The sequence below is a fragment of the Helicobacter brantae genome (genome assembly GCF_003364205.1).
GTDB classification, from domain to species: domain Bacteria; phylum Campylobacterota; class Campylobacteria; order Campylobacterales; family Helicobacteraceae; genus Helicobacter_G; species Helicobacter_G brantae.
Genome location: NZ_NXLV01000019.1, coordinates 1 through 24,240, shown reverse-complemented (window position 1 = coordinate 24,240; position 24,240 = coordinate 1). Strand labels below are relative to the sequence as shown.

Annotated in this window: 27 protein-coding genes; 19 read left to right on the top strand and 8 right to left on the bottom strand. The window is 37.7% G+C overall.

The genetic code is table 11. From position 1 onward, the window contains the following. From CQA58_RS08305 to CQA58_RS07585, 14 genes are all read left to right on the top strand, one after another. The coding region (locus CQA58_RS08305) for a hypothetical protein (RefSeq protein ID WP_170126775.1) at window positions 1-234 on the top strand (234 nt) is incomplete at its 5' end. A 248-nt stretch (window positions 235-482) separates the two neighbouring features. Continuing rightward, a complete protein-coding gene (locus CQA58_RS07635) occupies window positions 483-995 on the top strand; it encodes a hypothetical protein (RefSeq protein WP_147288629.1) in 513 nt (170 codons plus the stop codon). Between the two features lie 83 nt (window positions 996-1,078). After that, the gene (locus CQA58_RS08170; RefSeq protein ID WP_147288628.1) at window positions 1,079-1,294 is read left to right on the top strand and encodes a hypothetical protein; all 216 of its coding nucleotides are present in this window, start codon (window positions 1,079-1,081) and stop codon (window positions 1,292-1,294) included. Next, the gene (locus tag CQA58_RS07630) at window positions 1,281-1,949 is read left to right on the top strand and encodes a hypothetical protein (protein WP_115570122.1); all 669 of its coding nucleotides are present in this window, start codon (window positions 1,281-1,283) and stop codon (window positions 1,947-1,949) included. The genes CQA58_RS08170 and CQA58_RS07630 overlap by 14 nt, the downstream gene beginning before the upstream one ends. Before the next feature lie 77 nt (window positions 1,950-2,026). Next, complete coding sequence (locus CQA58_RS07625) at window positions 2,027-2,467, top strand: hypothetical protein (protein ID WP_115570121.1); 441 nt, start codon at window positions 2,027-2,029, stop codon at window positions 2,465-2,467. 19 nt (window positions 2,468-2,486) lie between these two features. Beyond that, window positions 2,487-2,669 (top strand): hypothetical protein, encoded by a 183-nt coding sequence (locus tag CQA58_RS07620; RefSeq protein ID WP_115570120.1) that lies wholly within the window; start codon window positions 2,487-2,489, stop codon window positions 2,667-2,669. Between the two features lie 27 nt (window positions 2,670-2,696). Next, window positions 2,697-2,864, top strand: coding sequence for a hypothetical protein (locus CQA58_RS08300; RefSeq protein WP_170126774.1), 168 nt, complete (start codon window positions 2,697-2,699; stop codon window positions 2,862-2,864). After that, window positions 2,818-3,084, top strand: a complete 267-nt coding sequence (locus CQA58_RS08165) for a hypothetical protein (RefSeq protein ID WP_147288627.1) — start codon at window positions 2,818-2,820, stop codon at window positions 3,082-3,084. Before CQA58_RS08300 ends, CQA58_RS08165 begins: the two co-directional genes overlap by 47 nt. Window positions 3,085-3,374: 290 nt before the next feature. Continuing rightward, a complete protein-coding gene (locus CQA58_RS07615; protein ID WP_115570119.1) occupies window positions 3,375-3,941 on the top strand; it encodes a hypothetical protein in 567 nt (188 codons plus the stop codon). 77 nt (window positions 3,942-4,018) lie between these two features. Continuing rightward, on the top strand, window positions 4,019-4,966 hold the full coding sequence (locus tag CQA58_RS07610; protein WP_115570118.1) for a hypothetical protein: 948 nt from the start codon (window positions 4,019-4,021) through the stop codon (window positions 4,964-4,966). Window positions 4,967-5,035: 69 nt separating this feature from the next. Continuing rightward, on the top strand, window positions 5,036-6,046 hold the full coding sequence (locus CQA58_RS07605) for a hypothetical protein (protein ID WP_115570117.1): 1,011 nt from the start codon (window positions 5,036-5,038) through the stop codon (window positions 6,044-6,046). Window positions 6,047-6,306: 260 nt separating this feature from the next. Continuing rightward, entirely contained in the window at window positions 6,307-7,044 is a 738-nt protein-coding gene (locus CQA58_RS07600) for a hypothetical protein (RefSeq protein WP_147288626.1), read from the top strand. A gap of 203 nt (window positions 7,045-7,247) precedes the next feature. Next, the gene (locus CQA58_RS07595) at window positions 7,248-8,081 is read left to right on the top strand and encodes a hypothetical protein (protein WP_115570115.1); all 834 of its coding nucleotides are present in this window, start codon (window positions 7,248-7,250) and stop codon (window positions 8,079-8,081) included. A 612-nt stretch (window positions 8,082-8,693) separates the two neighbouring features. Then, the gene (locus CQA58_RS07585) at window positions 8,694-9,359 is read left to right on the top strand and encodes a hypothetical protein (RefSeq protein WP_115570113.1); all 666 of its coding nucleotides are present in this window, start codon (window positions 8,694-8,696) and stop codon (window positions 9,357-9,359) included. Here the strand turns inward: CQA58_RS07585 and CQA58_RS07580 are convergent. Continuing rightward, a complete protein-coding gene (locus CQA58_RS07580; RefSeq protein WP_115570112.1) occupies window positions 9,351-11,387 on the bottom strand; it encodes an ATP-dependent helicase in 2,037 nt (678 codons plus the stop codon). The two genes, CQA58_RS07585 and CQA58_RS07580, sit on opposite strands and share 9 nt — an antisense overlap. Before the next feature lie 95 nt (window positions 11,388-11,482). Here CQA58_RS07580 and CQA58_RS07575 point away from each other — a divergent pair, with 95 nt between their 5' ends. From CQA58_RS07575 to CQA58_RS07565, 3 genes are read left to right on the top strand one after another with little or no spacing between them, the layout of a single operon-like run. After that, on the top strand, window positions 11,483-14,104 hold the full coding sequence (locus tag CQA58_RS07575; RefSeq protein ID WP_115570111.1) for a valine--tRNA ligase: 2,622 nt from the start codon (window positions 11,483-11,485) through the stop codon (window positions 14,102-14,104). A 3-nt stretch (window positions 14,105-14,107) separates the two neighbouring features. After that, on the top strand, window positions 14,108-14,713 hold the full coding sequence (locus tag CQA58_RS07570) for a rhodanese-like domain-containing protein (RefSeq protein ID WP_115570110.1): 606 nt from the start codon (window positions 14,108-14,110) through the stop codon (window positions 14,711-14,713). A 9-nt stretch (window positions 14,714-14,722) separates the two neighbouring features. Further along, window positions 14,723-15,931 (top strand): argininosuccinate synthase, encoded by a 1,209-nt coding sequence (locus tag CQA58_RS07565; RefSeq protein ID WP_115570109.1) that lies wholly within the window; start codon window positions 14,723-14,725, stop codon window positions 15,929-15,931. A 101-nt stretch (window positions 15,932-16,032) separates the two neighbouring features. On the opposite strand, the gene CQA58_RS07560 is transcribed toward CQA58_RS07565, so the two are convergent. Together CQA58_RS07560 and CQA58_RS07555 are read right to left on the bottom strand one after the other, a co-directional pair. Further along, window positions 16,033-17,214: a type II secretion system F family protein gene (locus CQA58_RS07560; RefSeq protein ID WP_115570108.1), complete on the bottom strand. Its 1,182-nt coding sequence runs from the start codon at window positions 17,212-17,214 to the stop codon at window positions 16,033-16,035. A gap of 89 nt (window positions 17,215-17,303) precedes the next feature. Continuing rightward, entirely contained in the window at window positions 17,304-19,343 is a 2,040-nt protein-coding gene (locus CQA58_RS07555) for a heavy metal translocating P-type ATPase (RefSeq protein ID WP_115570107.1), read from the bottom strand. A 118-nt stretch (window positions 19,344-19,461) separates the two neighbouring features. Here CQA58_RS07555 and CQA58_RS07550 point away from each other — a divergent pair, with 118 nt between their 5' ends. Continuing rightward, on the top strand, window positions 19,462-20,991 hold the full coding sequence (locus CQA58_RS07550) for a phosphoethanolamine transferase (protein ID WP_170126773.1): 1,530 nt from the start codon (window positions 19,462-19,464) through the stop codon (window positions 20,989-20,991). 17 nt (window positions 20,992-21,008) lie between these two features. Here the strand turns inward: CQA58_RS07550 and rplS are convergent, their stop codons facing one another. The 5 genes from rplS to rpsP are packed head-to-tail and all read right to left on the bottom strand — an operon-like array spanning window position 21,009 to window position 23,072. Beyond that, window positions 21,009-21,365 (bottom strand): 50S ribosomal protein L19, encoded by a 357-nt coding sequence (gene rplS, locus CQA58_RS07545; RefSeq protein ID WP_115570105.1) that lies wholly within the window; start codon window positions 21,363-21,365, stop codon window positions 21,009-21,011. Further along, entirely contained in the window at window positions 21,362-22,072 is a 711-nt protein-coding gene (gene trmD / locus CQA58_RS07540; RefSeq protein WP_115570104.1) for a tRNA (guanosine(37)-N1)-methyltransferase TrmD, read from the bottom strand. Before trmD ends, rplS begins: the two co-directional genes overlap by 4 nt. Beyond that, window positions 22,073-22,606 carry a ribosome maturation factor RimM gene (gene rimM, locus CQA58_RS07535; protein WP_115570103.1) on the bottom strand — a complete coding sequence of 178 codons (534 nt, stop codon included), beginning with the start codon at window positions 22,604-22,606 and terminating at the stop codon, window positions 22,073-22,075. It abuts the gene before it with no gap. Continuing rightward, a complete protein-coding gene (locus tag CQA58_RS07530) occupies window positions 22,603-22,839 on the bottom strand; it encodes a KH domain-containing protein (protein ID WP_115570102.1) in 237 nt (78 codons plus the stop codon). Before CQA58_RS07530 ends, rimM begins: the two co-directional genes overlap by 4 nt. A gap of 2 nt (window positions 22,840-22,841) precedes the next feature. Continuing rightward, entirely contained in the window at window positions 22,842-23,072 is a 231-nt protein-coding gene (gene rpsP / locus CQA58_RS07525; protein WP_115570124.1) for a 30S ribosomal protein S16, read from the bottom strand. 123 nt (window positions 23,073-23,195) lie between these two features. On the opposite strand from rpsP, the gene CQA58_RS07520 reads away from it, so the two are divergent. After that, on the top strand, window positions 23,196-24,200 hold the full coding sequence (locus tag CQA58_RS07520; RefSeq protein ID WP_170126772.1) for a pyridoxal-phosphate-dependent aminotransferase family protein: 1,005 nt from the start codon (window positions 23,196-23,198) through the stop codon (window positions 24,198-24,200). Window positions 24,201-24,240: the final 40 nt, after the last annotated feature.

The window sequence follows — 24,240 nt, the reverse complement described above, 5'->3', positions numbered from 1 at the left end:
ACAATCTCTACCACACAATGGAATCAAAGAGAAAACACAAGAGAAGCACTTAGAGGTAATGGAGTATTAAAAGAAGGAAATGAGTATAATACCAAAGCCTATCTTGGAGAGTTGAGTGGAAGTGGGGAGAGGGATAACTCTGTCTTAAGAGTGGGAGTAAGTGCCTTAAAAATCTCTAAGAGGATTTATAGCTTCTATCGGCTTGGAATAGACTTCCTAATCTCAAAGAATTAGGAGATATGATGCCTCTGAGGGCAAAGCTATTGCACAAGATGTGGGAATGCTTGTAGGAGAAGCTTCAAACAAAGAAAAACTTGATGCACTCTTTAGGGTGGTAGTAGGACTTGATAGCAATAAAAAATGCTAATTCTATCTATAAGAAAATCACTGGAGAGGGTGGGAAAGATAAGAAAAAAAAATTGGAAAAAATGGATCATATATTGATAGCAAAAGTTTTTACCCAATTTGAATGGAGGAATAAAATGATTGCAATGAATCAAAATTTTTTGTATTTCTTTTTGAAGACAGATATTTATAAGCACAAACAACAAGCTCAAATGTTTATCAAGTCCTATACTTCAAAATTAAATAAATCATTCATTGGAGATCAAGAATATTTCAATACAAATCTTTATACAAATCTCTTCTCTAATGAGGATGATTTTTTTCAAACAGAGATTGATGATCTCACTCAACTAGAGTGTCAATGCAACAATTGGCACATAGAGGATTCAATAAAAAACCTATCAGTAAAAAACATTATGGGTATCACCTATTGGAGTGTTCTAATACTTGGAAAGTATTTGGCTAAAAAATTTTCACACGAAAGCTTTTTTATCTTTGGCGATATTCAATGCCATATAACAAAAAGAAACAAAAGACTTCTTCCAATCTCAACAATTGGATTTCATAAGTTAAGAGATGATGAAGAGCCTTGGCTAGAAGAGAATTTGGATCTGTATAATAATGCTATTCTTACCTATACTTTGAGGTGATTTAAAAATGCCAATTCTATCTATAAAAAAAATCACTGGAGAGGGTGAGACACCAAAACAAGAGGGTAGGAAAGGTGGAGATAGTGGAAGCTCTTCTAGTGGGAATGGGGAGAAGGAACAACAACAAAATAATCCAAACAAAGGAACAAATCAAATGCAGGAAAAATGGCAATAGTTATGGTATCCACAAAGACAGAGGTTGGAAAGATTTAAAAGGAGCAAATCCCCCACAACTAACAAATGAAGAAAACAACTTTTTAAAACAAAATAAATGGGGAATACCAAATGAAAGAGTTTAGAATTGCTGAGTGGTTTTATCTCCACTTCTATTGCCCTAACTCAAGCGTAACTTATGATAAACATATCTCACAAATTGATTTTTCTTTCCTATCTAAAGAGCAAAGAAAATTCTTTCCCAAAAACTTCGCCCTTTATCAGAAACTAGAAACCCTGACAGATAGGCAAAGTTTGCTTCTAGGGATTTTTGCTTTACTTGAAATGCTAAAGATTTCCAAGCTCAATCCACATTTGCTTTCCCACAAACTCCTTGTGAGTTTTAGGCTTAAAGATTGGCAAGACGACACAAAAACAATCAAACTTTACAGACAATTTCCCAATGCTTGGGTTAGAAATAAAATGAGTGAATGTGATGTCAAGCTAATGATTCTTGATATTCCTCCAAAGAAATTTTACAAAAACCCCTCAAACTCACTAGAGGGATATGTCAAGATAAAGTCCCTAGAATTTCCTAGCAATCTTAAAGACTATCTCACCCAAGAGCAGATTCAAATAATCCAAGTTTTTCAAACACTCTGTTTTGCAGATATTCAAACACAAAAAGACAGAAAAGAGGCAGATAAAATCTTTGAAGGAAAAATCTCTTTGGGGGAGAGCAAAATTTGGGTTGAGGCAAACTTGGATTTTTGGATTGATATGGAAAAAATTCCAAGATAAGCACAAATATTCTATTTAGAATCCCCAAAATACGATACTCTAAATACTAAAGAAGCACAAGGAGAAAATATCAAGAAATGAAAAGATATTGCTATCTTGAATTATCAATCTTTACAGATAGAGATTTTGACCCTTGGCAATTCCATAAAATCTTAGGCATAAAACCTAGTTTTTGCAAATTGTCAGATAAAGAAGAAATTGTTTTACTTTCAAGAGATTGGAGGGCAAGGCTTGAAGAATATATCAATTCAGCACCACAAAACACAGCAGAAAACCCCCTCAAGCCTCTTAATTACTACAAAATAACTTCTCCCATTTTCAAAGAAAATATCTCAGAAAAAATTACAAACTTCATACAAAAACTAAAAAGAAAGAATGCAAGAGTGCGAAAAATCCAAAAACTGACATCTTGCTTTGTTGTGATTTATCTATGTGGCAATTTTGAGGGATTGATTCCACTAGAATTGATTTCATATTGTCACGACAACTCGATTCGGCTTGGGATTGATTCTAATTAATGGCTTCAAGGAATGGATGATGAATCATTTTATCAATTCTGCTTGGGATGACAAATATATTTACCTTACATCAAACAAAAAATCTTTTGAGAAACTTCGTCTTGCTGTATGCAATCTCTCTCAAAGTTATCTTGCCTATTGCAAAGGAAGTGAATGCTCCAATAAAGAATCTTTGCACAAGACAATGCAGAAGATTTTTTAATTTCTAGATTACTATGGCAAAAATAAAATGGCACTTGATGAGTATATCAATGATTTGAGGTGGTTATGGAATGATGATATGAATATTATTTTTGATGAAAATCAGGGCAAACAAGCTATTAAAACATTTTTCTTTTTGATTGAGGATTTTGAAAAAATGTTTCAAAAAACAAAATCAATATCAATATATTTCTGATTTTATCGCTCTTCTTTGCAAGACAAAAGAAAAATGGGAGAGAGGTAGTTGTTTTTCTCCTTGGGATTTAAGTTATCCTGTATTTTTTAAGATTTATCTTCACTGTATGCAGGGCTATACACAAATATACCAAGCCATTGAAAGAGGGATTACCGATTTTAATCAGTCAAGAAATTTTTGTATTAAAGAAATAGAAAATTATCAAGATATGAGTGAATAATACACTCAAAAATATTTAGTGATTTTCCTTGCCAAATCTTCCTCAAAAATCCCAAAATTCCCCTATTAAAGACTTCAATCCCCAATCCCATTTGCCCAAAGTTTCTTAGACTTTGCTTTTTTCTCTTAAAGAGATGATATAAAAGAAGCCTTTAGAGGCAATGGAGTATTAAAAGAGGAAAATGAGTATAATAGCAAAGCCTTCTTGGAGAGCTGAGTGGAAGTGGGAAGAGGGATAAAAAGACAAAAACTCCTTCAAGATAAGCGTTTCAACAAGGGAGATAACAGAAAATGAAGCTTGAAACATCTCAAATACTGCAAACTATTTACAGATTCTATCCCAAACATATTTCATACAATAGAAAGAAAGGAAAGTCCTACAAAAAGACAAAAGAGTTCAAAGCCTTTATCAAAAAGCGTAAAAAAGCTATGAAAAATCACCAACAGATTGAGATTTTTAGAGAGGAATTGCAGAATCTTTTAGGACTTGAGGTTGTAAATTTTTCCAATCTTAAAAATGATGTGTCATATCGTTATCATTGTTTGCTTCAAGATTGTGATAAAAGCAAAACCCTTGAGCTTGTTGTAGTGATTAGCTATCTTGATTTGTATTATTGCTATTTTTTTATTGAGAGTGCCAAAAATAGTTTTCAAGATAGCCTTGAAAGTGCAGAGATTCAGAAAAAATATCAAAAAATCTATCAAGAAAAGCTAAAAAGGCTTGATTTATTCTTTTTACAAAAAGGCTATTGTCGTGTCAAGAACCCAATGGATAGCGTGGATTGCACCCAAACAGAACTCAAAAATCAAGGAGAGGTAAATGTGTATGACTGCTTGTTTTCTGACTTATTTAGATAACCTGATTAAAAAGCGTTTATGGGTTGAATCAAAGCATTGTGATGATACAATCATCTATGCAAGGATTGGAGGGGAAAATGACAAGAATACCACTTGATGTGCTAAGAAATTTTTCTAATGAAAATTTTGAAGATTTTGTAGATGATGAAAATTTTAGATATTGTCTATGGGCAGGTAAGGGGTGGAATGATAGGGAATATTGGAAACTAGAGCAAGGATTATTGCAACTCATTGAACTTAATTGCAACAGAGAGTTTCAAGACAAAATCAATAATATTCTTGAGAAGATTATTTATGTGTATTTTGGGATTAGTTCAGATTGGTATTTTATTGATTTTGAAGAGTGTGATACACAAAAATCTAACAATGATTTATCGATACGCATTGAGCGTTTTAAATTCCTTATTCTTGCATTGATGACAAATGATATTAATTTAATCAAAAACAAACCTTTTGAATACTCTCCTGACAAAACAAAACCACAAAAGAAAAAGAGTGAAAAACTTGATCTCTCAAATTACACTAAACAAATCACTCTTGAAATCAATTCTTCACGCCAAAAGTCTTATTATTTCCTTGCTGAAATTAACAATATTTTTCATACCAACCCACCCACAATGATAAAAGATCCACCTCTATATGCGATTTCTTCGCCTTGCTATTTCTTTTTGCTCACTACTTCTTTACCTACAAAAGAGAGAATACAAAAAATCCAAGGAGAATTAGAGCCTTGCAAGATTGCACAATGTGATGAAAAAGGAATCACAATCTATCAAGTGCCACTTGATGTCAATATTTTTTCCCTCTACATTTCTAATCCAAAATCCAATAGATTGTTTTATATGTGTCTTAAACGAGGATATAGCATTTTTAACTCTATTCTTCAGAGCTATCCAAATGATGAAGCAAAATTACAAAATCTCATAAAACAAGAAGGGGGAATTTATTTTGACTATCAAGATTTGGAAAATAAACAAGTGCTAAATTTGCATTTTTATTGGAAAAAATACAAGAAAAGCACTTAGAGGAGAGCATAAAAGAGAGTGCAATAAAAGAAAAACAATATACAATCAAGAAAAAGGATGGAAAAGTTTATGAAGGCTACGAAGTTAGAGAAGCTAGAAGCGATGAAATCCCTAAATCTTGGAAGTAAAACAAGGTTTTTAAACCCTTCTTGCTCAAACAATGCAGGGGATTTTAAAGAATGGTATCCTCCAATTGTTCCTGAAAACCTAGTCTTGCTTGTGGCTAATAATTTTTATATCGATGATTTATTTGCCTTGCTTCAATCCTTGTTTTATCCAAGAATCATTTCTTATGAGAGTATGATATTTTTTGATTTCACTTTTGATCAAACAAAAATTGATGAGCTTAAGCCCAATCTCAACAAAACAGAAATACAAAAACATCTCAATCTAATCAATCTTAGTCAATTTTTTAACGCCACAGATTCACAAGAGGCTCATCAGATTGCCAAACTTCAAGAAGCTCTATTCTTTTTTTGGAATCTTTTGTATTCTCCACTCCTTATTTTTGAGCTTGGCGATGAAGGGATTAGATTTTGTGCAAGAGAAAATATTCAAGCATTTAGCACCGAGTGTAAAACTCACTTTTCTTTCCAAGCACTTTTTGAGGAGTTGCAAAAATACAACTTTGATTTTTGCTCTAAATTAGAATTTTTACTTGCATTTGCAGATTTTTTGTATCCCCAAGTTTTATATAAAGGCAAATACCACTTTTTGGAACTTTTGTATAGAGATGATTTGTTTATCCAATATCAAACAAGCCCAAATATTACCAATATGGAATTAGCGATGAATATCTTTGAGATTGATTTTCAAGACAGACAAAAATGTGAGGATTTTTGCGTTTTTCTATCACTTGTATGGAATCTTGGTTTCAAGACACGCAATTTGAGAATCAAAACAGCAATAGAAATCGATGAGGATGAAATGATTGTGGCTCAAATCAGTGCAGGGACAAAGCCAAATATTTGCAGTGCAACACAAAAACAAGACATCTTTTTGGAAAATCAAGATCTTCCCAATAAATTTAAAAAAAGAATTGGCTCACTTGATGAAAATAAAAGGATTGTTGCTAAATGACACACTATTATTGCATACCAAATAAAATAAATAATTTTAAAAGCTATATTCACTTAGATGAAAATATATATTTCAATTTGATAAGAGAAATTACAAATACCTTTGAAGTTTATCAGGTATTTAGACCCAAATTCCTATCCAAGATAACCAAAAAACAAAAAATTACCCTAGATGAATTTTCTCAACTTGAAGAAAAGATACCTTATCGTATCAAAAGCTCTTCTTTAAGAGATTGGGAAAGCTTTGATTGTTATGAATGGATGCAAAGCTATCATTCAGATCATATTCTGATAATTGAGAAGCCCAAAATTGTATTTTATGTAACCTGCCATTGTTTTATTCGCGTATTCATAAATGAAAAAAATATCAAAACAATAGCCCCTATTTTAAAAAAACACGACTTTTTCCTTGATAGAAATATAGCTAGAAGTGAGAAAAGCAGGAGAATTTATGCAAGACAAAGAAAGCTTTCAAGTCATCAGGTGGCAAAGCTGATTGAGAAAGAGCAATATGAGAGGCTTGTATATCTTTTTCAAATGGAAGAAGATTTTTTATCCCCACCCTCACATCACTCAAATCGTTTTTTTATAACACTTTGGGATCATTGGATTAAAGATAATCAAGAATTCAAAAGGCTTATTGTCGAATATTTTCCAAATGCTTATCTCTTAAAAACTCAACCCACTTTAATGAGTCAAAAACAAGCAAACGAGGACAAGTTATTAAATTTTTTAATGTGGCTCTCATCAAAAAGCGAGGTTTATCGCATCTATTTAGATAATCAAAAACTTGTTTTGAAAAAAATGTATCGGCAAGATCTTATCAATAGCTTCTATATGGGTGCAAGATTGGGAAGAGGATACAGCCTTTATTTTCCCAAGACAAAAATCCTTATAAACACAATCAATGAAGATTATTGTATGGAGGCATTTATCTTTGATAAAAACAAAGAAATTAAGACAAAAATTCAAGAAATGGAGCTGTATGTCCTCAACTGATTTTTGACTATCACAAAAGCATTTTGACCTCACTCATAGATTCTCTCTCCTCTCTCAAAGAAGCTACTAAATTGCACAGAGGCATAAAAGAAAAGAAATGAGTATAATGCTAGAGCCTATCTTGGAGGAGTTGTGTGAGAGTGGGGGAGAGAATTTGACTTCCCTTGCTAGAATTGCTGTTGGGTTGGTAATAGGACTAAAAAATGAAAAAGAATCGCTTATATAGCACCTGTATGTGTTGTGGATTGCAAGAAAAAGAAGAGTATTATTTTTATGATTGCAATGATTATGGGACTCTTGCTATTTGCAGGTGTTGTGGATGTCAGAGTGGCAATAATGATTTTAGTTTAGAAAATCTCTTGATGTATCGTTATGAATGGGAGAGGGGAGCACTTCATTGGCAAAATGGGAATCCAAATCTATGGTTTGATGATGTCCTGAATGATACACAACCTAGAGTTTGGGACAAACAACACCAAATGCAAAACATTCCAAGATATTTATTAGTCAATAGCTTTCCACTTTATGCTCTTACACCAGAAGAAAGAAGTGTTTGTAGAATCTGTGGATACAAAAATGAAGAAGAAAATTTTTTCTATGATGAAAAAAATTATGCAAAATACAAACAATGCCCTTATTGTGAGGGGATTAGTGGATGTGATGATGCAACTCTACAAAATATCTATCGTTATCGCTATGATTTCATCAATCAATCACCACAAGATAAAATATTGCAACTCCAACAAATTCCTCAAAGTTTCTTATGCCCCTCTCCTTCTTTTATCCCCACTCTCAAAGAAAGAAATATTTGCAGAATCTGTGGATATGAAGCACAAGGTGAAGATTTGCACTATGATGAAAAAGGTTATTTAAAAAAGGGTCAAGAGCAGGATTTTTTCTATGATGATCAAGGCTATCCAAAATACAGACACTGCCCTTGTTGTGGAGGACAAAGTGGGTATGATGATTTTGATACACATTGCATTGAGCTAAGATACAAGGCTTGGAAATTGTTTTTAAAAGATAAAAATACTTGAAAAATCCTTCCTCTCTCACCCCTCACGCTCTTGGCATCACCCTAGAATAAGAAAAAAGCTCAAAACCCCACAAATCTGACTTTTCAAAGCAAAATGAATTCTTTGAGTAAAAGTGTCTTTTTTGGCGAGGTGAAACATACTATATCAAATCCTCCAATGGCAACATAAAACAAATTATTTAATATTTTCTTGAAATTTACAAACAAGTTGAGGAATATTACTATTCTCAACAAGATGATTGAAAGCAATTCAAAAAGGATTAAAAAGAATTGACTAATTCAAATTTTTAGAGGGTAAAGACTTTTAAAGGAGAATAAATCCATATTGAGTTACGATGAGAATATGTCAAACACGATTAAAAACATTAGTATGAAATATGAGAATCAAATTCGTTTTATATGGAAATTTCTTGGAATAAGAGGGGGAATAAAACACAAAAGAATTTCTCGAAAATATGAAGACTACACGATAGACACTCAAGAGATTGTCGATTTTTTAATCTTTTTGGCAGTTATCTCCACAATCTTGAATAAAAATACAGAAACTATAAAGATGATAAAATGTATCTTTCTATACCTATCTATAAGGATTTTAAATGGCAAGGAGTAGAAAATGAGCTTGGTTTCTATACTTTTTATGGGGGCAATGTTTGCAAGTTGTGCTCTTATGGCTTACAAGAAAGCCATTAAGGGGGTTGTGATTGTCTTTGCATTGGTAGCCTATATTGCTTTTGCTTTTTGGAATCATCCCAATTCAGAGATTAGTGGAGGGGTTTTCATATTCTTTCCTGCTCTTTTTGTCCTAGCATTCTTTTTATACAAAAAATATAGCTCACAATGTTTTGATATTGTCTTCTTTGCATTGCCTTGGGTTATTACAGCTAGAACAATGGGATTTCCCAATAGTCCAGATTTTGGAGAAAAGGGCTTGGGGATTTTTGCCATAAGTGGTTTTTGTGGGGTTTTTTCACTTTGGCTCTTGTTTTTAAAATATCATCAAAAGACATATCAAAAAATTCTTTTTTATTTTTTTAGTCTTAATTTGCTTTTTTTGCTTCTCTCATTTTATTTAAGCATATTGGAAGACAGCTTTCTTGATATTTTTCCTAAAAAAATTGCTGAATGGTTGCTCCTTGTTGATATAGCTATCGCTTTTGTTTTCTCCCCCATAGCTTATGCATTCTTTTATTTTGGAGAATTTATCCTCTTTTTTCTACTCTACTATCAACTCTTCCTCAAAGATTCCAAAAACCCAAATCCCCCAAATCCCCTAGTCTAACTCTTTTTCTCTTCCCCTCACCATTCCTGCCTCATAGAGGAAGATTGAGGGGGCATAGTCAATGCTTTTTAGCTCATCTTTTTTGGCATAGCTCAAAAATAGCCTCTCTTTCGCCCTTGTTACAGCCACATAAAATAACCTTCTCTCCTCTTCCAAGCTCCCTCCCTTGCTCATTAGCTTAGTATTGGGGAATCGCCCCTCCATCAAATCAATCACATACACTTCTTTAAACTCTAGCCCCTTACTTGCGTGGATTGAGAGGAGATTGACCCCACTTCCCTCACTTGCCTCTGCCCCTCCTAGCACCATTGCATTGAGAAATCTCCCCAAATCCTCATAGTGCATACTCAAATTTTTCAGCAAATCCACCTTTCTCTCTATCCTCTCTAGTGCTTCCTCTTTACGAGCAAGATCTAGGCTTCCATCTTTGTTTTTGGCTCTCTGAAGTGCAAAATCTTGCATAATGTGATTGAAAAACGCACTTTTTTGCACTATCTCTATAAGCTCAGTAGGGTTATTCACACCCCTTCCTCTCTTGGCTAGGAGATAAAAATCATTGAGAAACTTTGCCCCCTCACTGACAAGCTTGGGGTGTTCAAAAATAGGGTGGGAAGCAAACTCCACTTCAAGCATTGAGTTAAACCGACTTGCATTCTCCAAGCTAAAAAAATCATCAAATAGCCCTGCTTGAGTTTGCTTGGCTTTGGGGGTGTAGGGCTTGGAATCATTGGGTGAAAATAGCCCTCTCATCACACTTCCCTCCCCCACTCTCATCAATCCCTCATAAATATCTTTGGCAATCGAGTTGCCTATCCCTTTGCCATAGCTTAGAGTGTGGATATAAGACATCATATCTTTGGGATTAAAAAAGCAAGAGCAGATATCAAGCAAAAGAGCAATCTCTTTGGTTTCAAAAAAACTTCTCCCCCCTTTTCTCTTCGAGCTTACCCCAAGCTCCCTCAAACTTGCCTCAATCCCATCAGCACTTGAATTGTTGCGAAAGATAATAGCAATATCTTCAAAATTCACCCCTCCCATTGCAATGCGTTTGGCAATGCCTTGATATTGCAAAAACAACTCATCATAAATCAAAAGTTTTGGGATCTCACACTCCCCATTTTTGACAACCTCCAAGCTTTTGGGGTAGATTCGCTCATTTTTGCTTATCACACGATTGGCAAGATCTAGGATTGCAGAAGTGGAGCGATAGTTTTTTACAAGAGTGAAGACTTGAGCGTCAGGATAAGTGTGAGTAAAATTGGCAATGATAGAAATATCAGCCCCATTAAAAGCATAAATGCTTTGATCATAATCCCCCACACAAAAGAGGCTTTTTGGATTTAGGGCTTTAAGGATTGATTCTTGGAGTGGGTTTGTATCTTGGTATTCATCACAAAGGATTTCAGAGTAAGGGCAAGAAGAGAGTTTGCCCATCTCCTCACGATAAAGCAATAGTAAATCATTATAATCCACATAGCGATACTCTCTCTTAAGGGTATTAAACTCCTCAAATATCCCCTCATAGATTGGCAAAAACCTCATTTGAGCAGGAGCTTTTCTCTCCAAATACTCCCCAAACTCCTCTTCTTTGCTAGAGTTGAGAAAAAGAGAGTAAAACTCAAAAAGATATTGAGAGGAATAAGGCATCGCCTCATCTCGCTCCATAAACACACGCCTATCATAAATACTTTTAAAAAGGATTTTTAGCTCTCTGGGTTGTTTGAGCAAGACAGCAAAATGCTCTTTGAGATAGCGATAAGCCACAGAGTGAAATGTCCCTGCCTCAATCTTTTGGGCAATCTCTTTGCCAAAAAACTTCCCCACCCTCTCAATCATCTCACTACTTGCCTTATTGGTAAAAGTGAGAAGCAAAATCTCACTAGGCTCAATCCCCAAAGAAAGCAAATGTGCGATTCTCCCCACAATCGTAGAGGTTTTGCCTGTCCCTGCTGAAGCGATGATAAGATTATGCCCTAGTGGGGCTGTGGCAGCTTGTCTTTGCTCGGTATTGAGATTGGATAATGGCATTAACTTTCCTAAAATTTATATTTTTTATAAGGGACATCTTTTGTCTTTATCAAGTGATATAATTTTACAAAAATTCTACCTTTAAAGGAATCCAAATGAAAACCTACAATCCCCAAGAAATCGAACAAAATATTTATCAAACCACCAAAAATAGGGGGTATTTTGAAGTAGAGGGGAACTCAAAAATCGCTCAAAAAGGCAAAAACTTTGCCATTATGATGCCACCTCCCAATGTTACAGGTGTGCTTCATATCGGACACGCTCTCACTTTCACACTCCAAGACATTATCACTCGCTACAAAAGAATGGATGGCTATCGCACCCTCTATCAACCTGGTATGGATCACGCAGGGATTGCTACTCAAAATGTCGTAGAAAAACAACTTCTAGCCCAAGGAATCAAAAAAGAAGAATTAGGAAGAGAAAAATTCATTGAGAAAGTGTGGGAGTGGAAAGAGAAAAGTGGAGGAATGATCCTCTCACAAATGGAAAATCTAGGAATCACTCCTGCATGGAGCAGGACACGATTTACAATGGATGAGGGATTGAAAAGGGCAGTCAAACTTGCTTTCAAAACTTGGTATGAAAAAGGGCTTATCTATCAAGGCAACTATATGATCAATTGGTGCACCCACGATGGAGCACTCTCAGATATTGAAGTAGAGTATGAAGAAAATGTAGGCAAACTCTATCATCTCAAATATCCTATCAAAGACAGCTCGGAGTTTATCATCGTTGCTACCACTCGCCCTGAAACATTCTTTGGCGATAGTGCTGTGATGATTAACCCCAATGATACTCGCTACACCCACCTCATCGGTAAAAGCGTTATCCTCCCTTTACTCAATCGTGAGATTCCAATCATTGCTGATGAGGCTGTGGATATGGAGTTTGGGACGGGGTGTGTGAAAGTTACTCCAGCACACGATGTCAATGACTATGAAGTGGGAAAACGCCACAATCTAGAGTTTATCACTATCTTTGATAAGTTTGGTATCCTCAACCAACACGCAGGAGAGTTTCAAGGTCTAGAGCGACTTGAGGCAAGAGAGATTGTCATAGAGAGACTTCAAAAAGAAGGATTTGTAGAAAAAATTGAAGAGCATAAAAACCAAGTAGGCAAATGCTATCGCTGTGGCAATATCGTAGAGCCTTATATCTCTAAGCAATGGTTTGTCTCCCCTGAAGTGGCTCGTGGAGCGATTGAGGCAGTTAGCAAGGGGGAGAGTAAGTTTTTTCCACCTCAATGGAAAAACAACTATGATGCGTGGATGAGAGAATTGCGTCCGTGGTGTATCTCTCGCCAACTTTGGTGGGGACATCAAATCCCTGTGTTTGAGTGTGAATGCAAAGAGCAATTTGTCGCACTAGAAGACTCTCCTTCTTGTCCAAAATGTGGGAGCAAAAAAGTTAGCCAAGATCCTGATGTGCTTGACACTTGGTTTAGCTCAGGGCTTTGGGCGTTTAGCACACTTGGGTGGGGCAATGGAGAATGGGGAGAGGGAGAGAAGTGGCAAAAGAGTGATTTGAGTGATTTCTATCCCAACTCTTTGCTTATCACAGGCTTTGACATTCTCTTCTTCTGGGTGGCTAGAATGCTTTTGAGTGGAGAATCTTTGCTAGGAGAAGTGCCATTTAAAGATATTTATCTTCATGCTTTGGTAAGAGATGAGTTTGGACAAAAGATGAGCAAAAGCAAGGGCAATGTTATTGATCCACTAGAGAAGATAAAAAGCCACGGAGCTGACGCTTTGCGTTTCACTCTAGCCTCACTTTGTGCTCAAGGAAGAGATATCAAGCTTTCAGAAAAAGAAATGGATCTCTCCAAAAACTTTGCCAACAAGCTCTTTAATGCAAGTAATTTCTTGATGATGTATTTAGAGCAAATCAATAACAATGCGATTTTTGAAGAGCTAGAGAGTTTCTCCACCCCTCTTGGAATCTATCTCAACTCAAGACTTCAAAGCACGATAAAAGAGCTTAGAGATTCACTTGATAGCTATCGCTTCAATGACGGAGCAAGCGTGCTGTATCGCTTCTTGTGGGGAGAGTTTTGTGATTGGGGGATTGAGTTGGCTAAGGCAAGTAAAGAGAGTATCAAAGAGCTTGGAAGCGTATTTTTAACCTCAATGAAACTTCTCCACCCCTATATGCCATTTTTGAGCGAGTATCTCTACCATAAACTCAGAAAAACAGACTTAGAGAGAGAAGAGAGTATTATGATTGCTCCTTTCCCCAAAACAGGAGAGAGAGATGAGGGCATAGAGAGAGAGTTTGCCCTTATCAAAGATGCAATCACTTCTATTAGGCGACTAAAAATCCTCCTAGAGCTTGGCAATCAAAGCATTCAAACAATCTCTATCAAAGCCAAAAGCCAAAATCAAGAGCTATTTAAAACTTTTGTTTGCAAACTTGCAAAAGTTGAGAGTTGTGAATTTGTAGAGAGTAAGCCCCAAAATAGCATTGGCGATGTGGGAGAGTGGTGTGAGTGCTTTATCTCTCTTGAAAATATCGATTTAAGTGCGATAAAAAACCGACTAGAAAACCAAAAAAATAAACTACAATCAGAAGTGCAAAAACTAGAAGCAATGCTTGGAAATGAAAACTTTGTCAAAAATGCCCCCAAAAATGTGATTGAAACCAATCAAGAGGGACTAAAAAATGCCAAAGAAAAACTTGCAAAAGTCATCTCTGAGCTTGAAGCTCTCAAAGGATAAAAAATGAAAAAAACACTACTTACAGCACTTGCCTTCTCACTTCTAGCCCTTAGTGGTTGTGGGGACAAAAAGCAAGAGCATAGCAAAGCCTACAAGATTGATGAAGTCATCACTCAGATTCAAAAAGGAGAGAAGCCCAATGCCCCTCAAACCCTCATCGATGACGCTCAAGTGATGATTGATAGGGCTGAGAGTGGAGGCTATGAGCTTATCACTTGTGCAGAGCTCAAAAAAATGATTGATGAAAAAACTCCACTCTCCCTCCTCAATGTTTCCCCTAAAGGTGAGTATTTGCTAGGACTTATCCCTATGGCAAAAAACTTTGAAATCGACACCTCTAGCAAAAGTGCCAATGGAAGCCTAGAGTGGAATTCCAAAGCTGGATCACAAGAGAAATTTGCCAAAAAAATGGGGGGAGATAGAGAGAGAATCGTTGTGATTTATGATGGAGGAAATGGAGGGCTTTATATGGGGGGAAGAGCTGATACTGCGTGTTTGTGGGCAAAAAAGCTAGGGTTTAAAAAAGTCTATAAACTTGCAGGTGGGTTTAAGTCTTGGAAGGAACATAACTATCCTATCACTCAAGAAGCCCCAAGCTGTTGCAAATAAGGAGGAGAAATGAAAGAGATTAAAAAGGTAGTTTTAGCATATTCTGGAGGGCTTGATACAAGCGTGATTCTCAAATGGCTTGGAGATACTTATAAGTGTGAGGTGGTAACTTTCACAGCAGATATCGGACAAGGCGAAGAGGTAGAACCTGCACGAGCCAAAGCAGAGCTTTTGGGAATCAAGCCCCAAAATATCTTTATTGAGGATTTGAGAGAAGAGTTTGTGAGAGATTTTGTCTTCCCTATGTTTAGAGCCAATACGATTTATGAGGGAGAGTATTTGCTAGGGACAAGTATCGCACGCCCTTTGATTGCTAAACGCCTAGTAGAGATTGCCAAAGAAGTGGGAGCTGATGCTATTGCTCACGGAGCCACAGGCAAGGGAAATGATCAAGTGAGATTTGAGCTAGGGGCTTATGCACTCAATCCCAATATCAAAGTCATTGCTCCTTGGAGAGAATGGGATCTCAACAGCCGTGAAAAACTTCTCTCTTATGCAGAGAATGCAGGGATTCCTATTGAGAAAAAGCCCAATAAATCTCCTTATTCTATGGACGCAAACCTTTTGCATATCTCTTATGAAGGGCAAATCCTAGAAGATCCAAATGCAGAGCCTGAGGAGAGTATGTGGAGATGGACGACTTCTCCATTTGATGCCCCTGATAGTGCTGAGGAGATTGTCATCGGATTTAAAAATGGAGATCCCATTAGCCTCAATGGAGAACTCCTAAGTCCTGCCAAACTCTTAGAAAAACTCAATGCTCTAGGAGGAAAACACGGAATCGGACGCCTTGATATTGTAGAAAATCGCTATGTAGGGATGAAATCTCGTGGGTGCTATGAAACACCAGGGGGGACAATCTTACTCAAAGCCCACAGAGCGATTGAGAGTATTACACTTGATAGAGAAGAAGCCCACCTCAAAGATGAGTTAATGCCACGCTATGCTTCACTCATCTATAATGGCTATTGGTTTAGCCCTGAGAGGGAAGCACTTCAAGCCCTCATTGATAAAACTCAAAAAAATGTTGAGGGAGAGGTAAGAGCCAAGCTTTACAAAGGCAATGTCATCATCACAGGGCGAAAGTCAGATAAATCCCTCTTTGATGAGGCATACTCTACATTTGAAGAAGATAGCGTTTATAATCAAAGCGATGCAGAGGGATTCATCAAACTCAATGCCCTAAGATTTATCATCGCAGGAAAAAATAGAAAATAATCCCCCACAAATCCCCCACAAATCCCCCACAAAGGGGGAGCAAGGAAAGAAGATAGGTATTTTTATACCCCTGATTTTGTCCTCACGATAATAAGCCCCTCTTAAAACCCCATATCCCAAATCGGCACAAAGATTCCCAACGCCAACAAAAGGATAAATCCCCCTAGCAAAAGCGTAAGCATTGGCTCAACCCAAGAGATGAGTTTTGAGATTTTTACATTATTGCTCTCTTGATAATTCTTAGAGCAAAGCTCTAGCACTTCCTCTACTCTCCCACTCTCTTGAGCTACCTCTAGCAAAGAAAGACTTAGCATATCAAACACTCTGCTCTCTTGCATTCCACAAGAGAGAGTTTTGCCATTTTCTAGGGCTTCTTGGATTTTTTCTAATCTCTTTTGAAGAAATTGAGGGAAAACCCCTTGAATTGCAAACAAATGAGATTGCAGAAGTGCATTGCCTGAACGCAACAAGATAGAGAGTGAGAAGCAATAATTTCTAAGATAGCTTTGCTTAAAAATTGTCCCAATGTAGGGGATACAAAGCACGATAGTAAAGAGCTTTTGAGAGATTGCCCCTCTCTTTTTCATCTCCAAAAGCAAGAAAACCCCTGCTCCCACCCCCAAAAGCAATACATATAATCCATAAGTTTTGACAAACTCAAAGAGAGCAATCAAAATCTTTGTATAGATAGGCAAACTTGCTCCATTTTGAGTAAGCAACTCCACAAAAGAGGGAACTACAAACAAAAGCAATACCCCAAAGCAAATCAAAGTCGCCACAAGCACAAAGAGTGGATAACTCAATGCCCTCATCACTGCCCCTCTATCGCTCTCTCTTTGCTCCATATCCACTAGAAGCAACTCCAAACACTCCACCATTTTTCCACTTCTAGCCCCTGCTTGAAGCATTGCAATACACAAATCCCCAAACACTCCCCTAAAAGGAGCAAAACTCTCAGGCAAACTCACGCCATTGGCTAGGGATTTTTGAATACAAGCCAAGATGTGAGCCAATCTAGGATTGCTAGAGTGTTTTTGAATCATCTCAATAGAGCGATTGAGGGGTGTTTGAGCCTCTAGCAAAAGATGAAGTCCTTTGAGGGTGGTGATCATTTCTTTTTGGCTGATAGGATAAAGATTGAGGAAAAAAGATTTTTCTATGATTTCTATTGGAGCGATTCCATCTCGCTCAAATGCCTTTTGCTCAGCTTGTGTAAGGGAAGAAGCCCATAGGGTATAAGAAGTAATTTTGCTATCTTTTAAAGTGATGATTTTGTATCTCATTTCCCTTCCTTGAAAGAAAACGATAGCATAATTTCTAATAATATTTTTTTAAGAATCTACTCACTCCCACCTCCTTTTCTTGCCAATCCTTATCTCAAAACTCTTGTAGAGTTGAGCAATGCCAAAAGTGCCACGCCCACATCTCCAAATACAGCTTCCCACATTCCTGCGATTCCAAAGATTCCCAAAATGATAAACACTCCCTTCACTCCCAAAGCAAAGATGATATTTTGCTTGATGATATTTTGGGTTTTTCTAGCGTGTAAAATTGCTTCAACAACCTTGTTTAAATCATCATTGACAACAATCACATCTGCACTCTCTTTGCTTAGCTCACTTCCCCCTCTCCCCATAGAAATCCCCACATCTGCACTTGCTAGAACTGGAGCGTCGTTGATTCCATCTCCCACAAATGCACTCACTCCCCTTTTGCTTCTCTCAAAGATTGAGAGCTTTTCTTGAGGGAGTAGCCCTCCAAAATATTGCTTCACTCCTAGCCTCTGAGCCACTCTTTTGACATTTTGAGGCAAATCCCCTGAAAGAATCCCCACCTCTATCCCCATATCCTGCAATCTCTTCACTACTCCTGCACTCTCACTTTTTATCTTATCCTCAATCCCAATATATCCCATATACTCGCCATTTTTAGCAATATGCACCACACTATACTCCACCTCCTCTAAGCTAGGGATTTCTATCCCCTTGCTCTCTAGCAAAGCTAGATTCCCTGCTAGTATTTCATTCCCACAGCATTTCACACACATTCCCATTCCACTGATTTGCTGATTGAAAAGTGAGGTGTGGGATTTGCTAGGAAGAGAGGAGTTGAGTGATTGAGCTATGGGGTGATTACTCAAATGTTCAGCACAAGAAGCCAAAGAAAGCAATTCTTCTTTTGAAACCCCTCCAAAAGGAGCAATCTCTACAATCTCAAATCTCCCCTCACTCAAAGTCCCTGTTTTGTCAAAAAAGATACTTTGCACTTTTGCTAGTGCTTCTAGGTAGTTTGCCCCCTTAATCAAAATCCCCTTAGCACACGCTCCACCAATCCCTCCAAAATACCCCAATGGCACACTCAAAACCAACGCACAAGGACAACTCACCATCATCACCACTAATGCCTTATAAATCCATTCTCTCCACTCTCCAAACCCCAAAAGTGGAGGCAATAGGGCAATCAACACACTTAAGACAAACACACAAGGGGTATAAATCTTGGCAAATGAAGTGATGAGTTTTTCCACCTTTGCTTTCTTGCTTGTCGCTCTTTGCACAAGCTCTACTAAAGTAGCAATAGAGCTTTGCTCATAGGGGTGAGTGATTTTCACCTCAAGGACATTAAGAAGATTGATACACCCTCCAAGCACATTATCTCCTATGCCCTTAAAGATAGGCAAACTCTCCCCACTGATTGCTTGAGCGTTGATTTCACTCTCCCCTTTTATAATCACTCCATCACTTGGAATCTTCTCCCCTACCCTCACTAGCACAATATCATCAACCCTCAAATCTTTGGGAGAAACCTCTACATACTCCTCTCCTATCTTTTTGAGTGCAAAAGAGGGGGTAATCTCAAGCAAAGAGTTAATCGAGCGACGACTTTTTTTCACAGCCAATTCTTCAAAAAACTCTCCCACTCTAAAGAAAAGCATTACAGCCACAGCCTCTTCATAAGCCCCTATCCCCCACGCTGAAAGAGTGGCAAAGAGCATTAAGAAATTTTCATCAAAAATCTCTCCCTCTTTTATCCTTCTATACGCTCCTCTAAACACAGGAAGTCCTGCAATGATATAAATCCCTAGCAAGATAGTGATAAAAAGTGCTTTACTCATCTCTTTGTAAAACACACAGATTCCAAATGCTCCTAGCAAAAGGGACAAAAACGCCACTTCTCTCCACACCTCATACGCCCCCTCACTCTCCCCCTCTTCCCATTCCCCCACTCTCACTTCAGGCTCAATCTCTTGGATCTTATCCACTGCCTTTTGAAAGTCTTTGCACTCCATATACAATGCCCCAAGTGAGAAATCCACTCTTGCTTCAATGATATTGCTATCTTTTTTTAGCTCTTCTTCAAGATGAGAAGCACAAGAGGGGCAATCAAGATTGCTGATTTTGTATCGCTTCATTTTCTAACCTTAGTATTTTTTGTGCCTTATACACAAAATCTCTAAACAAAACGATCTCCTAGCTTTTTGTAGGAAATACTTTTGAGTAAAATACGCTCCAAAAACTATGGAGAGTTTTATGTTTGCCAAACCATTTAATTATCATTTTCTCATTCTCCTCACTGCTATCTTTATGAGTGTGGGATTAAATATTGAATTTTTCTCCAAACTTAGCACAATCACCACACCCTCCACTCTAGCACTCACAATGCTTTTTATGATTTTTCTCTTCTCTCTTGCCCTAGAGTTGCTAAGCTATATATGGAGTGTGAAGATTGTCTGTGCGTTTTTTATCACTCTAAGCTCTGTGAGTTCGTATTTTATAAGTGTTTTACATATTGGAATCACCCCTGATATTATCCAAAGCACCCTCAACACCAATCTCTCTGAAGCCCAAAGCTTCCTCAATCCCCACCTTTTCCTCTATCTTCTTGCCACTTGTATTTTTCCTCTATTTCTACTCTACAAGCTCAAGCTCAAACGCACCAAACTCTCCTATGCCCTACTTACCAAGCTCTTTTGTGTAGGGATTTATCTAGTGGGGAGTTATGGATTGTGGTTTGGAGTGGTGGGGAAAGATTTGGTTTTGCAACTGCGTCCCCTCTCCTCACTCATCACCCCTATCTCTCCTATTCGCTCTAGTATCTTGCTTTACAACGCCAAAGCCAAAGCTTCTATGAGCTATCAGCACATCGCCCTTGATGCCAAACTCAAAGATAGCAGAAAGAGAATTTTAGTGCTTGTGATTGGCGAGAGTGTAAGGAGTGAAAATCTCAATGACTACCCCAGAGAGCTAATGCCAAAGTTTAAGCCCCAAAGTGTGAGCTTCAAAGATTTTTCTTCTTGTGGAGTCATCACTGCTATCTCTGTGCCTTGTATGCTGACTTCCTACACCCATTCCACTTATACCAATCGCTATCTCTCAGATTATATTGACAATATCTTAGATATTACCCAAAGGGTGGGGATTGCCACTTATTGGCTTGATAACAATAGTGGAAGCTCCAAAGCGTGTATCGGTGGGCTATGTGATAGGCTCAAAGAGAAATATTATTTTGATGGCTTAGATGGAGTAATGTTTGAAAAACTCAAAGAGCTTTTAGCTCACACCACCCAAAGCTCATTTTTTATCTTACACACTTATGGAAGTCATGGGCCTGATTATTTCAATCGCTATCCCAAAGAGTTTGAAATCCACAAACCCACTTGCCAAACCTCAGCCCTCAATCAATGCAGTAGTGAAGAGATTATAAACTCTTATGACAATAGCATTCTCTATACAGACTCCTTGCTTGAGCAAACAATCGCTTGGCTTAAAGGTATGCAAGATTTTGAGGTATCGCTATGGTTTATCAGCGATCACGGAGAGAGTTTGGGAGAGGGTGGAAACTATATGCACGGAGGACTTCCCTACTCACTCTCTCCAAGCACTCAAACCAAAGTGGCATCTTTGATGTGGTTTGGAGATAGACAATCCTACCTCTCACTCAAAGCCAAAGAAAACACTCCTCTTAGTCAAGACTATGTTTTTCATAGCATTCTAGGGTATTTTGGGATTACGACTAAAGATTATGATAAGAAGTTAGATTTGCTGAAACAAGGGGAATAAAAGTGGGGGAAAAGAGCTTATTTTCTAAGCTCTTTAATTCTTGCAGATTTACCTTTTCTATCTCTAAGATAGTAAAGCTTTGCTCTTCTAACGCGTCCGATTCTTAGCACTTCAATTCTCTCTAAAGAATCGCTATAAAGTGGGAATACTTTTTCAACACCTACATTGTTTGCACCCATTTTTCTCACCGTGAAAGTTCTATCTACACCATTTCCACGGATTGCGATACAAATCCCCTCAAAGTTTTGAACTCTGCTTTTGTCTCCCTCTTGGATTTTGATCCCAAGTCTTAGAGTATCTCCTGCTTTAAAAGTAGGAACTGCTTTTCCACCAATTTGTGCTTTCTCAAAGCTCTCGATATATCGATTTTTCATTTTCTGTCCTTATGATTTTTCCATTTCTGATACAAATCGGGTCTGTAATATTTTGTCCTCAATTCAGAAAGGTTGAGTTTTAAACTTGAGATTTTACTATGATTTCCCTTGAAAAATTCTAAAGGTGGCGATTTTTTTTCAAATTTTTCATCTTTTTTGAGTGTTTTTGCAAAAATTGGAGCTTCAAGTAAGCAATTTTCAAAACTCTCTCCGCACAAAGAATCCTCATTTCCTAGCACTCCCCCAATCTGTCTAGCAATACTATCACATAAACTTAGTGCTGGAAGCTCTCCACCTGTGAGGATAAAATCTCCGATACAAAACACCTCATCAGCCCACATCTCCACCACCCTCTCATCAAACCCCTCATATCGCCCACACACAAAGATAATATGCTCTTTTTTAGCTAGTCTTATGCTATCTTTTTGGCAAAATTGTGGAGCTGAGGGGGTGAGGAAGATGATATGAGAGCTAGGGGTGGCAATAGAGCTTAAAGCCCTATCAATCACATCAGCACATATCACCTGCCCTGCTCCCCCTCCGATTTGTGGTTCATCGACTTTATTGTGCCGATTGTCTGCAAACTCCCTCAAATCGATTGCTTCTACCTCAAAAAGCCCATTTTTTATCGCTCGAGAGAGAATAGAATCAGAGAAATAAGGCAAGATAAGGGAAGGAAAAAGAGAGAGAAAAGTAAATTTACTCATCTAACTTGCAAACCAAATGTCTTTGGCATCTTGGGTGTAAATCTTCCCCTCTCTCATCTCTAAAATATAGCGATTGATATAGGGGAGCATAAAAGTTTTGGAAGGTTTTTTGGGTGGGAGTGAAGGAAGAGAGAGATTGGAGGCGATGATAAGATAATCTATCGCTCCAATCCTCTCAATCTCAATGACTTCTCCCAAAATCTCTTCTCCCTCTACCACTTCCATTCCAATCACATCAAACCAAAACGCTTCCCCCTCTTTGAGAGTGCAATACTTTTTGGTATCTTCCTTTGAGGCATAGAGGATAAAGTTTGTCAAAGTCCCTGCACTCTCTCTACTCTCATACCCCTCAAAGGTTACAATTCCATTTTGATAGGATTTGATTTTGAGGTTGAGTGTTTGAGGTTTGAGTCCTAAAGACTTTGCAGTGAAGTTAATGTCTTGGGAGAGAATTTGAGGGAAATCACTGAGTAGATGAAGCTTCAACCCCCCATAAACTCCACTTGTTTTCCCAATCTTTGCAACCTGTATCATACAGACTGCACGACAATTCGATAGTTTTTGCCATTTTTTACTTTACACCCTGAAAGCACATTTTTGAGGGAGTGAATCATCTTTCCATTTTTTCCAATGAACTTCCCCATATCTTCAGGAGAAGCAAAAAGGATAACCTCTGTTCCCTCTTCATCTTCTCGTGTCTGCACACGAATCTCTTCAGGATATGAAGCAATTTTTTTGGCGTATTCTAAAATAAAGCGTTCTGCCATAATTACTTGCTAGTGAGTTTAGCAACCCTCTCACTCATTTTCGCACCCACACCTTTCCAATAAGCCAATCTCTCAGCATCAATCTTGACATATGCAGGTTCTACTAGAGGATTGTAAATCCCAATAGACTCAATCCAACCACCATCTCTTCTTTTTCTACTATCTGTTACAACCACTCTATAAAATGGTTTTTTCTTTCGACCCATTCTTGTCAATCGAATCACTGTTGCCATTTGCAAAAATCTCCTTGATTTTATTTAAAAGCGATAATTATAAAGTGTTTTTACTCAAAACTAATCAAGTTTTTTGCAAAACTGCTTAAAATAATGCAATTTTTTCATACAAATGGAGTTTTTATGCCACTTTTCACTGCTGGACCCTCTGAAATCTCTCCTCAAATCTCAAAAATCCTCTCTCTCCCTATCATTCATCATCGCTCCAAAGAGTTTAGAGAGTGCTTTGATTTTTGCCACGATAGGCTTCTTGAAATCGCTCAAATGCAAGAGGTGTTTATGCTCTGCTCTAGTGGAAGTGGAGCAATGGAGAGTGCGATAAGTAGCCTCTCTCCTAGCCATTTGCTGATTTTGGAAAATGGCAAATTCTCTCAGAGGTGGGGAGAGATTGCAAGAAGTTTTGGTATCAAAACCACCACGCTCTCTAGCTCTTGGGATTGCTCTCATAGAGCTAGTGAAGTATTGAAAGTGTTGCAAGATAATGAAAGTATCGATGGGGTGTGCCTATGTGGAGTGGAGAGCAGTGGAGGGGTGAGAGAAGAGTATGAAGCAATCACTCAAAGCATAAAAGCCCACAATCCCCAAATCCTAACTTTCCTTGATGCGATTGCACTCTTTGGGGGCGAGAGAATTGAGGTGCAAAATATTGATGTGCTTGTGGCTTCATCACAGAAGATTCTAGGACTTCCTGTGGGGCTAGGATTTGTTTTCACTAGCTCTTACGCCCTCAATCTTTTACAAAATAGAGCTCCAAAATCTTATTATCTTGCATTGCAAAATTATCTTGACAACCCTATTGCTTTCTCTTTGCCCTCAAACCTTTTTCTAGCCCTAGAGTATGTGCTAAAGAGCATTGATTTTGAGAGAAATTATGCTCTGATAAAAGAGAGGTTTAGGGAAACAAAAGAGATTTTGCACTCTAAAGGAATCGCCCTCTATCCTCAAAACCCCTCTTACTCAATCATCGCATTTAATGACTCTCAAAGTCAAATCAAAAACACTCTAGCCCAACACAATATCCTCATCTCTAGTGGGCAAAGTCATCTCAAAACAAAAGTTTCAAGGATTGGGAATTTTGGAGGATTCCAAGAGTATGAAAGAGTGCTTGAGGGATTAAGGAGGGTTTAATCATTTTCCAAATCTTGCGATTTGGAAAATCCCCGCCCCC

Coding starts and splice junctions, on each gene's coding strand:
- CQA58_RS08300 (WP_170126774.1), top strand. CDS start 2,697: ATGGCACTTGATGAGTATATCAATGATTTGAGGTGGTTATGGAATGAT.
- CQA58_RS07585 (WP_115570113.1), top strand. CDS start 8,694: ATGAGCTTGGTTTCTATACTTTTTATGGGGGCAATGTTTGCAAGTTGT.
- CQA58_RS07565 (WP_115570109.1), top strand. CDS start 14,723: ATGAAAGAGATTAAAAAGGTAGTTTTAGCATATTCTGGAGGGCTTGAT.
- CQA58_RS07595 (WP_115570115.1), top strand. CDS start 7,248: ATGAAAAAGAATCGCTTATATAGCACCTGTATGTGTTGTGGATTGCAA.
- CQA58_RS07550 (WP_170126773.1), top strand. CDS start 19,462: ATGTTTGCCAAACCATTTAATTATCATTTTCTCATTCTCCTCACTGCT.
- CQA58_RS07555 (WP_115570107.1), bottom strand. CDS start 19,343: ATGAAGCGATACAAAATCAGCAATCTTGATTGCCCCTCTTGTGCTTCT.
- CQA58_RS07520 (WP_170126772.1), top strand. CDS start 23,196: ATGCCACTTTTCACTGCTGGACCCTCTGAAATCTCTCCTCAAATCTCA.
- CQA58_RS07570 (WP_115570110.1), top strand. CDS start 14,108: ATGAAAAAAACACTACTTACAGCACTTGCCTTCTCACTTCTAGCCCTT.
- CQA58_RS07605 (WP_115570117.1), top strand. CDS start 5,036: ATGAAGGCTACGAAGTTAGAGAAGCTAGAAGCGATGAAATCCCTAAAT.
- CQA58_RS07600 (WP_147288626.1), top strand. CDS start 6,307: ATGCAAAGCTATCATTCAGATCATATTCTGATAATTGAGAAGCCCAAA.
- CQA58_RS07575 (WP_115570111.1), top strand. CDS start 11,483: ATGAAAACCTACAATCCCCAAGAAATCGAACAAAATATTTATCAAACC.
- CQA58_RS07635 (WP_147288629.1), top strand. CDS start 483: ATGATTGCAATGAATCAAAATTTTTTGTATTTCTTTTTGAAGACAGAT.
- trmD (WP_115570104.1), bottom strand. CDS start 22,072: ATGAGTAAATTTACTTTTCTCTCTCTTTTTCCTTCCCTTATCTTGCCT.
- CQA58_RS07630 (WP_115570122.1), top strand. CDS start 1,281: ATGAAAGAGTTTAGAATTGCTGAGTGGTTTTATCTCCACTTCTATTGC.
- CQA58_RS07560 (WP_115570108.1), bottom strand. CDS start 17,214: ATGAGATACAAAATCATCACTTTAAAAGATAGCAAAATTACTTCTTAT.
- rplS (WP_115570105.1), bottom strand. CDS start 21,365: ATGAAAAATCGATATATCGAGAGCTTTGAGAAAGCACAAATTGGTGGA.
- CQA58_RS07625 (WP_115570121.1), top strand. CDS start 2,027: ATGAAAAGATATTGCTATCTTGAATTATCAATCTTTACAGATAGAGAT.
- CQA58_RS07615 (WP_115570119.1), top strand. CDS start 3,375: ATGAAGCTTGAAACATCTCAAATACTGCAAACTATTTACAGATTCTAT.
- CQA58_RS07610 (WP_115570118.1), top strand. CDS start 4,019: ATGACAAGAATACCACTTGATGTGCTAAGAAATTTTTCTAATGAAAAT.
- rpsP (WP_115570124.1), bottom strand. CDS start 23,072: ATGGCAACAGTGATTCGATTGACAAGAATGGGTCGAAAGAAAAAACCA.
- CQA58_RS07580 (WP_115570112.1), bottom strand. CDS start 11,387: ATGCCATTATCCAATCTCAATACCGAGCAAAGACAAGCTGCCACAGCC.
- CQA58_RS07530 (WP_115570102.1), bottom strand. CDS start 22,839: ATGGCAGAACGCTTTATTTTAGAATACGCCAAAAAAATTGCTTCATAT.
- rimM (WP_115570103.1), bottom strand. CDS start 22,606: ATGATACAGGTTGCAAAGATTGGGAAAACAAGTGGAGTTTATGGGGGG.
- CQA58_RS07620 (WP_115570120.1), top strand. CDS start 2,487: ATGAATCATTTTATCAATTCTGCTTGGGATGACAAATATATTTACCTT.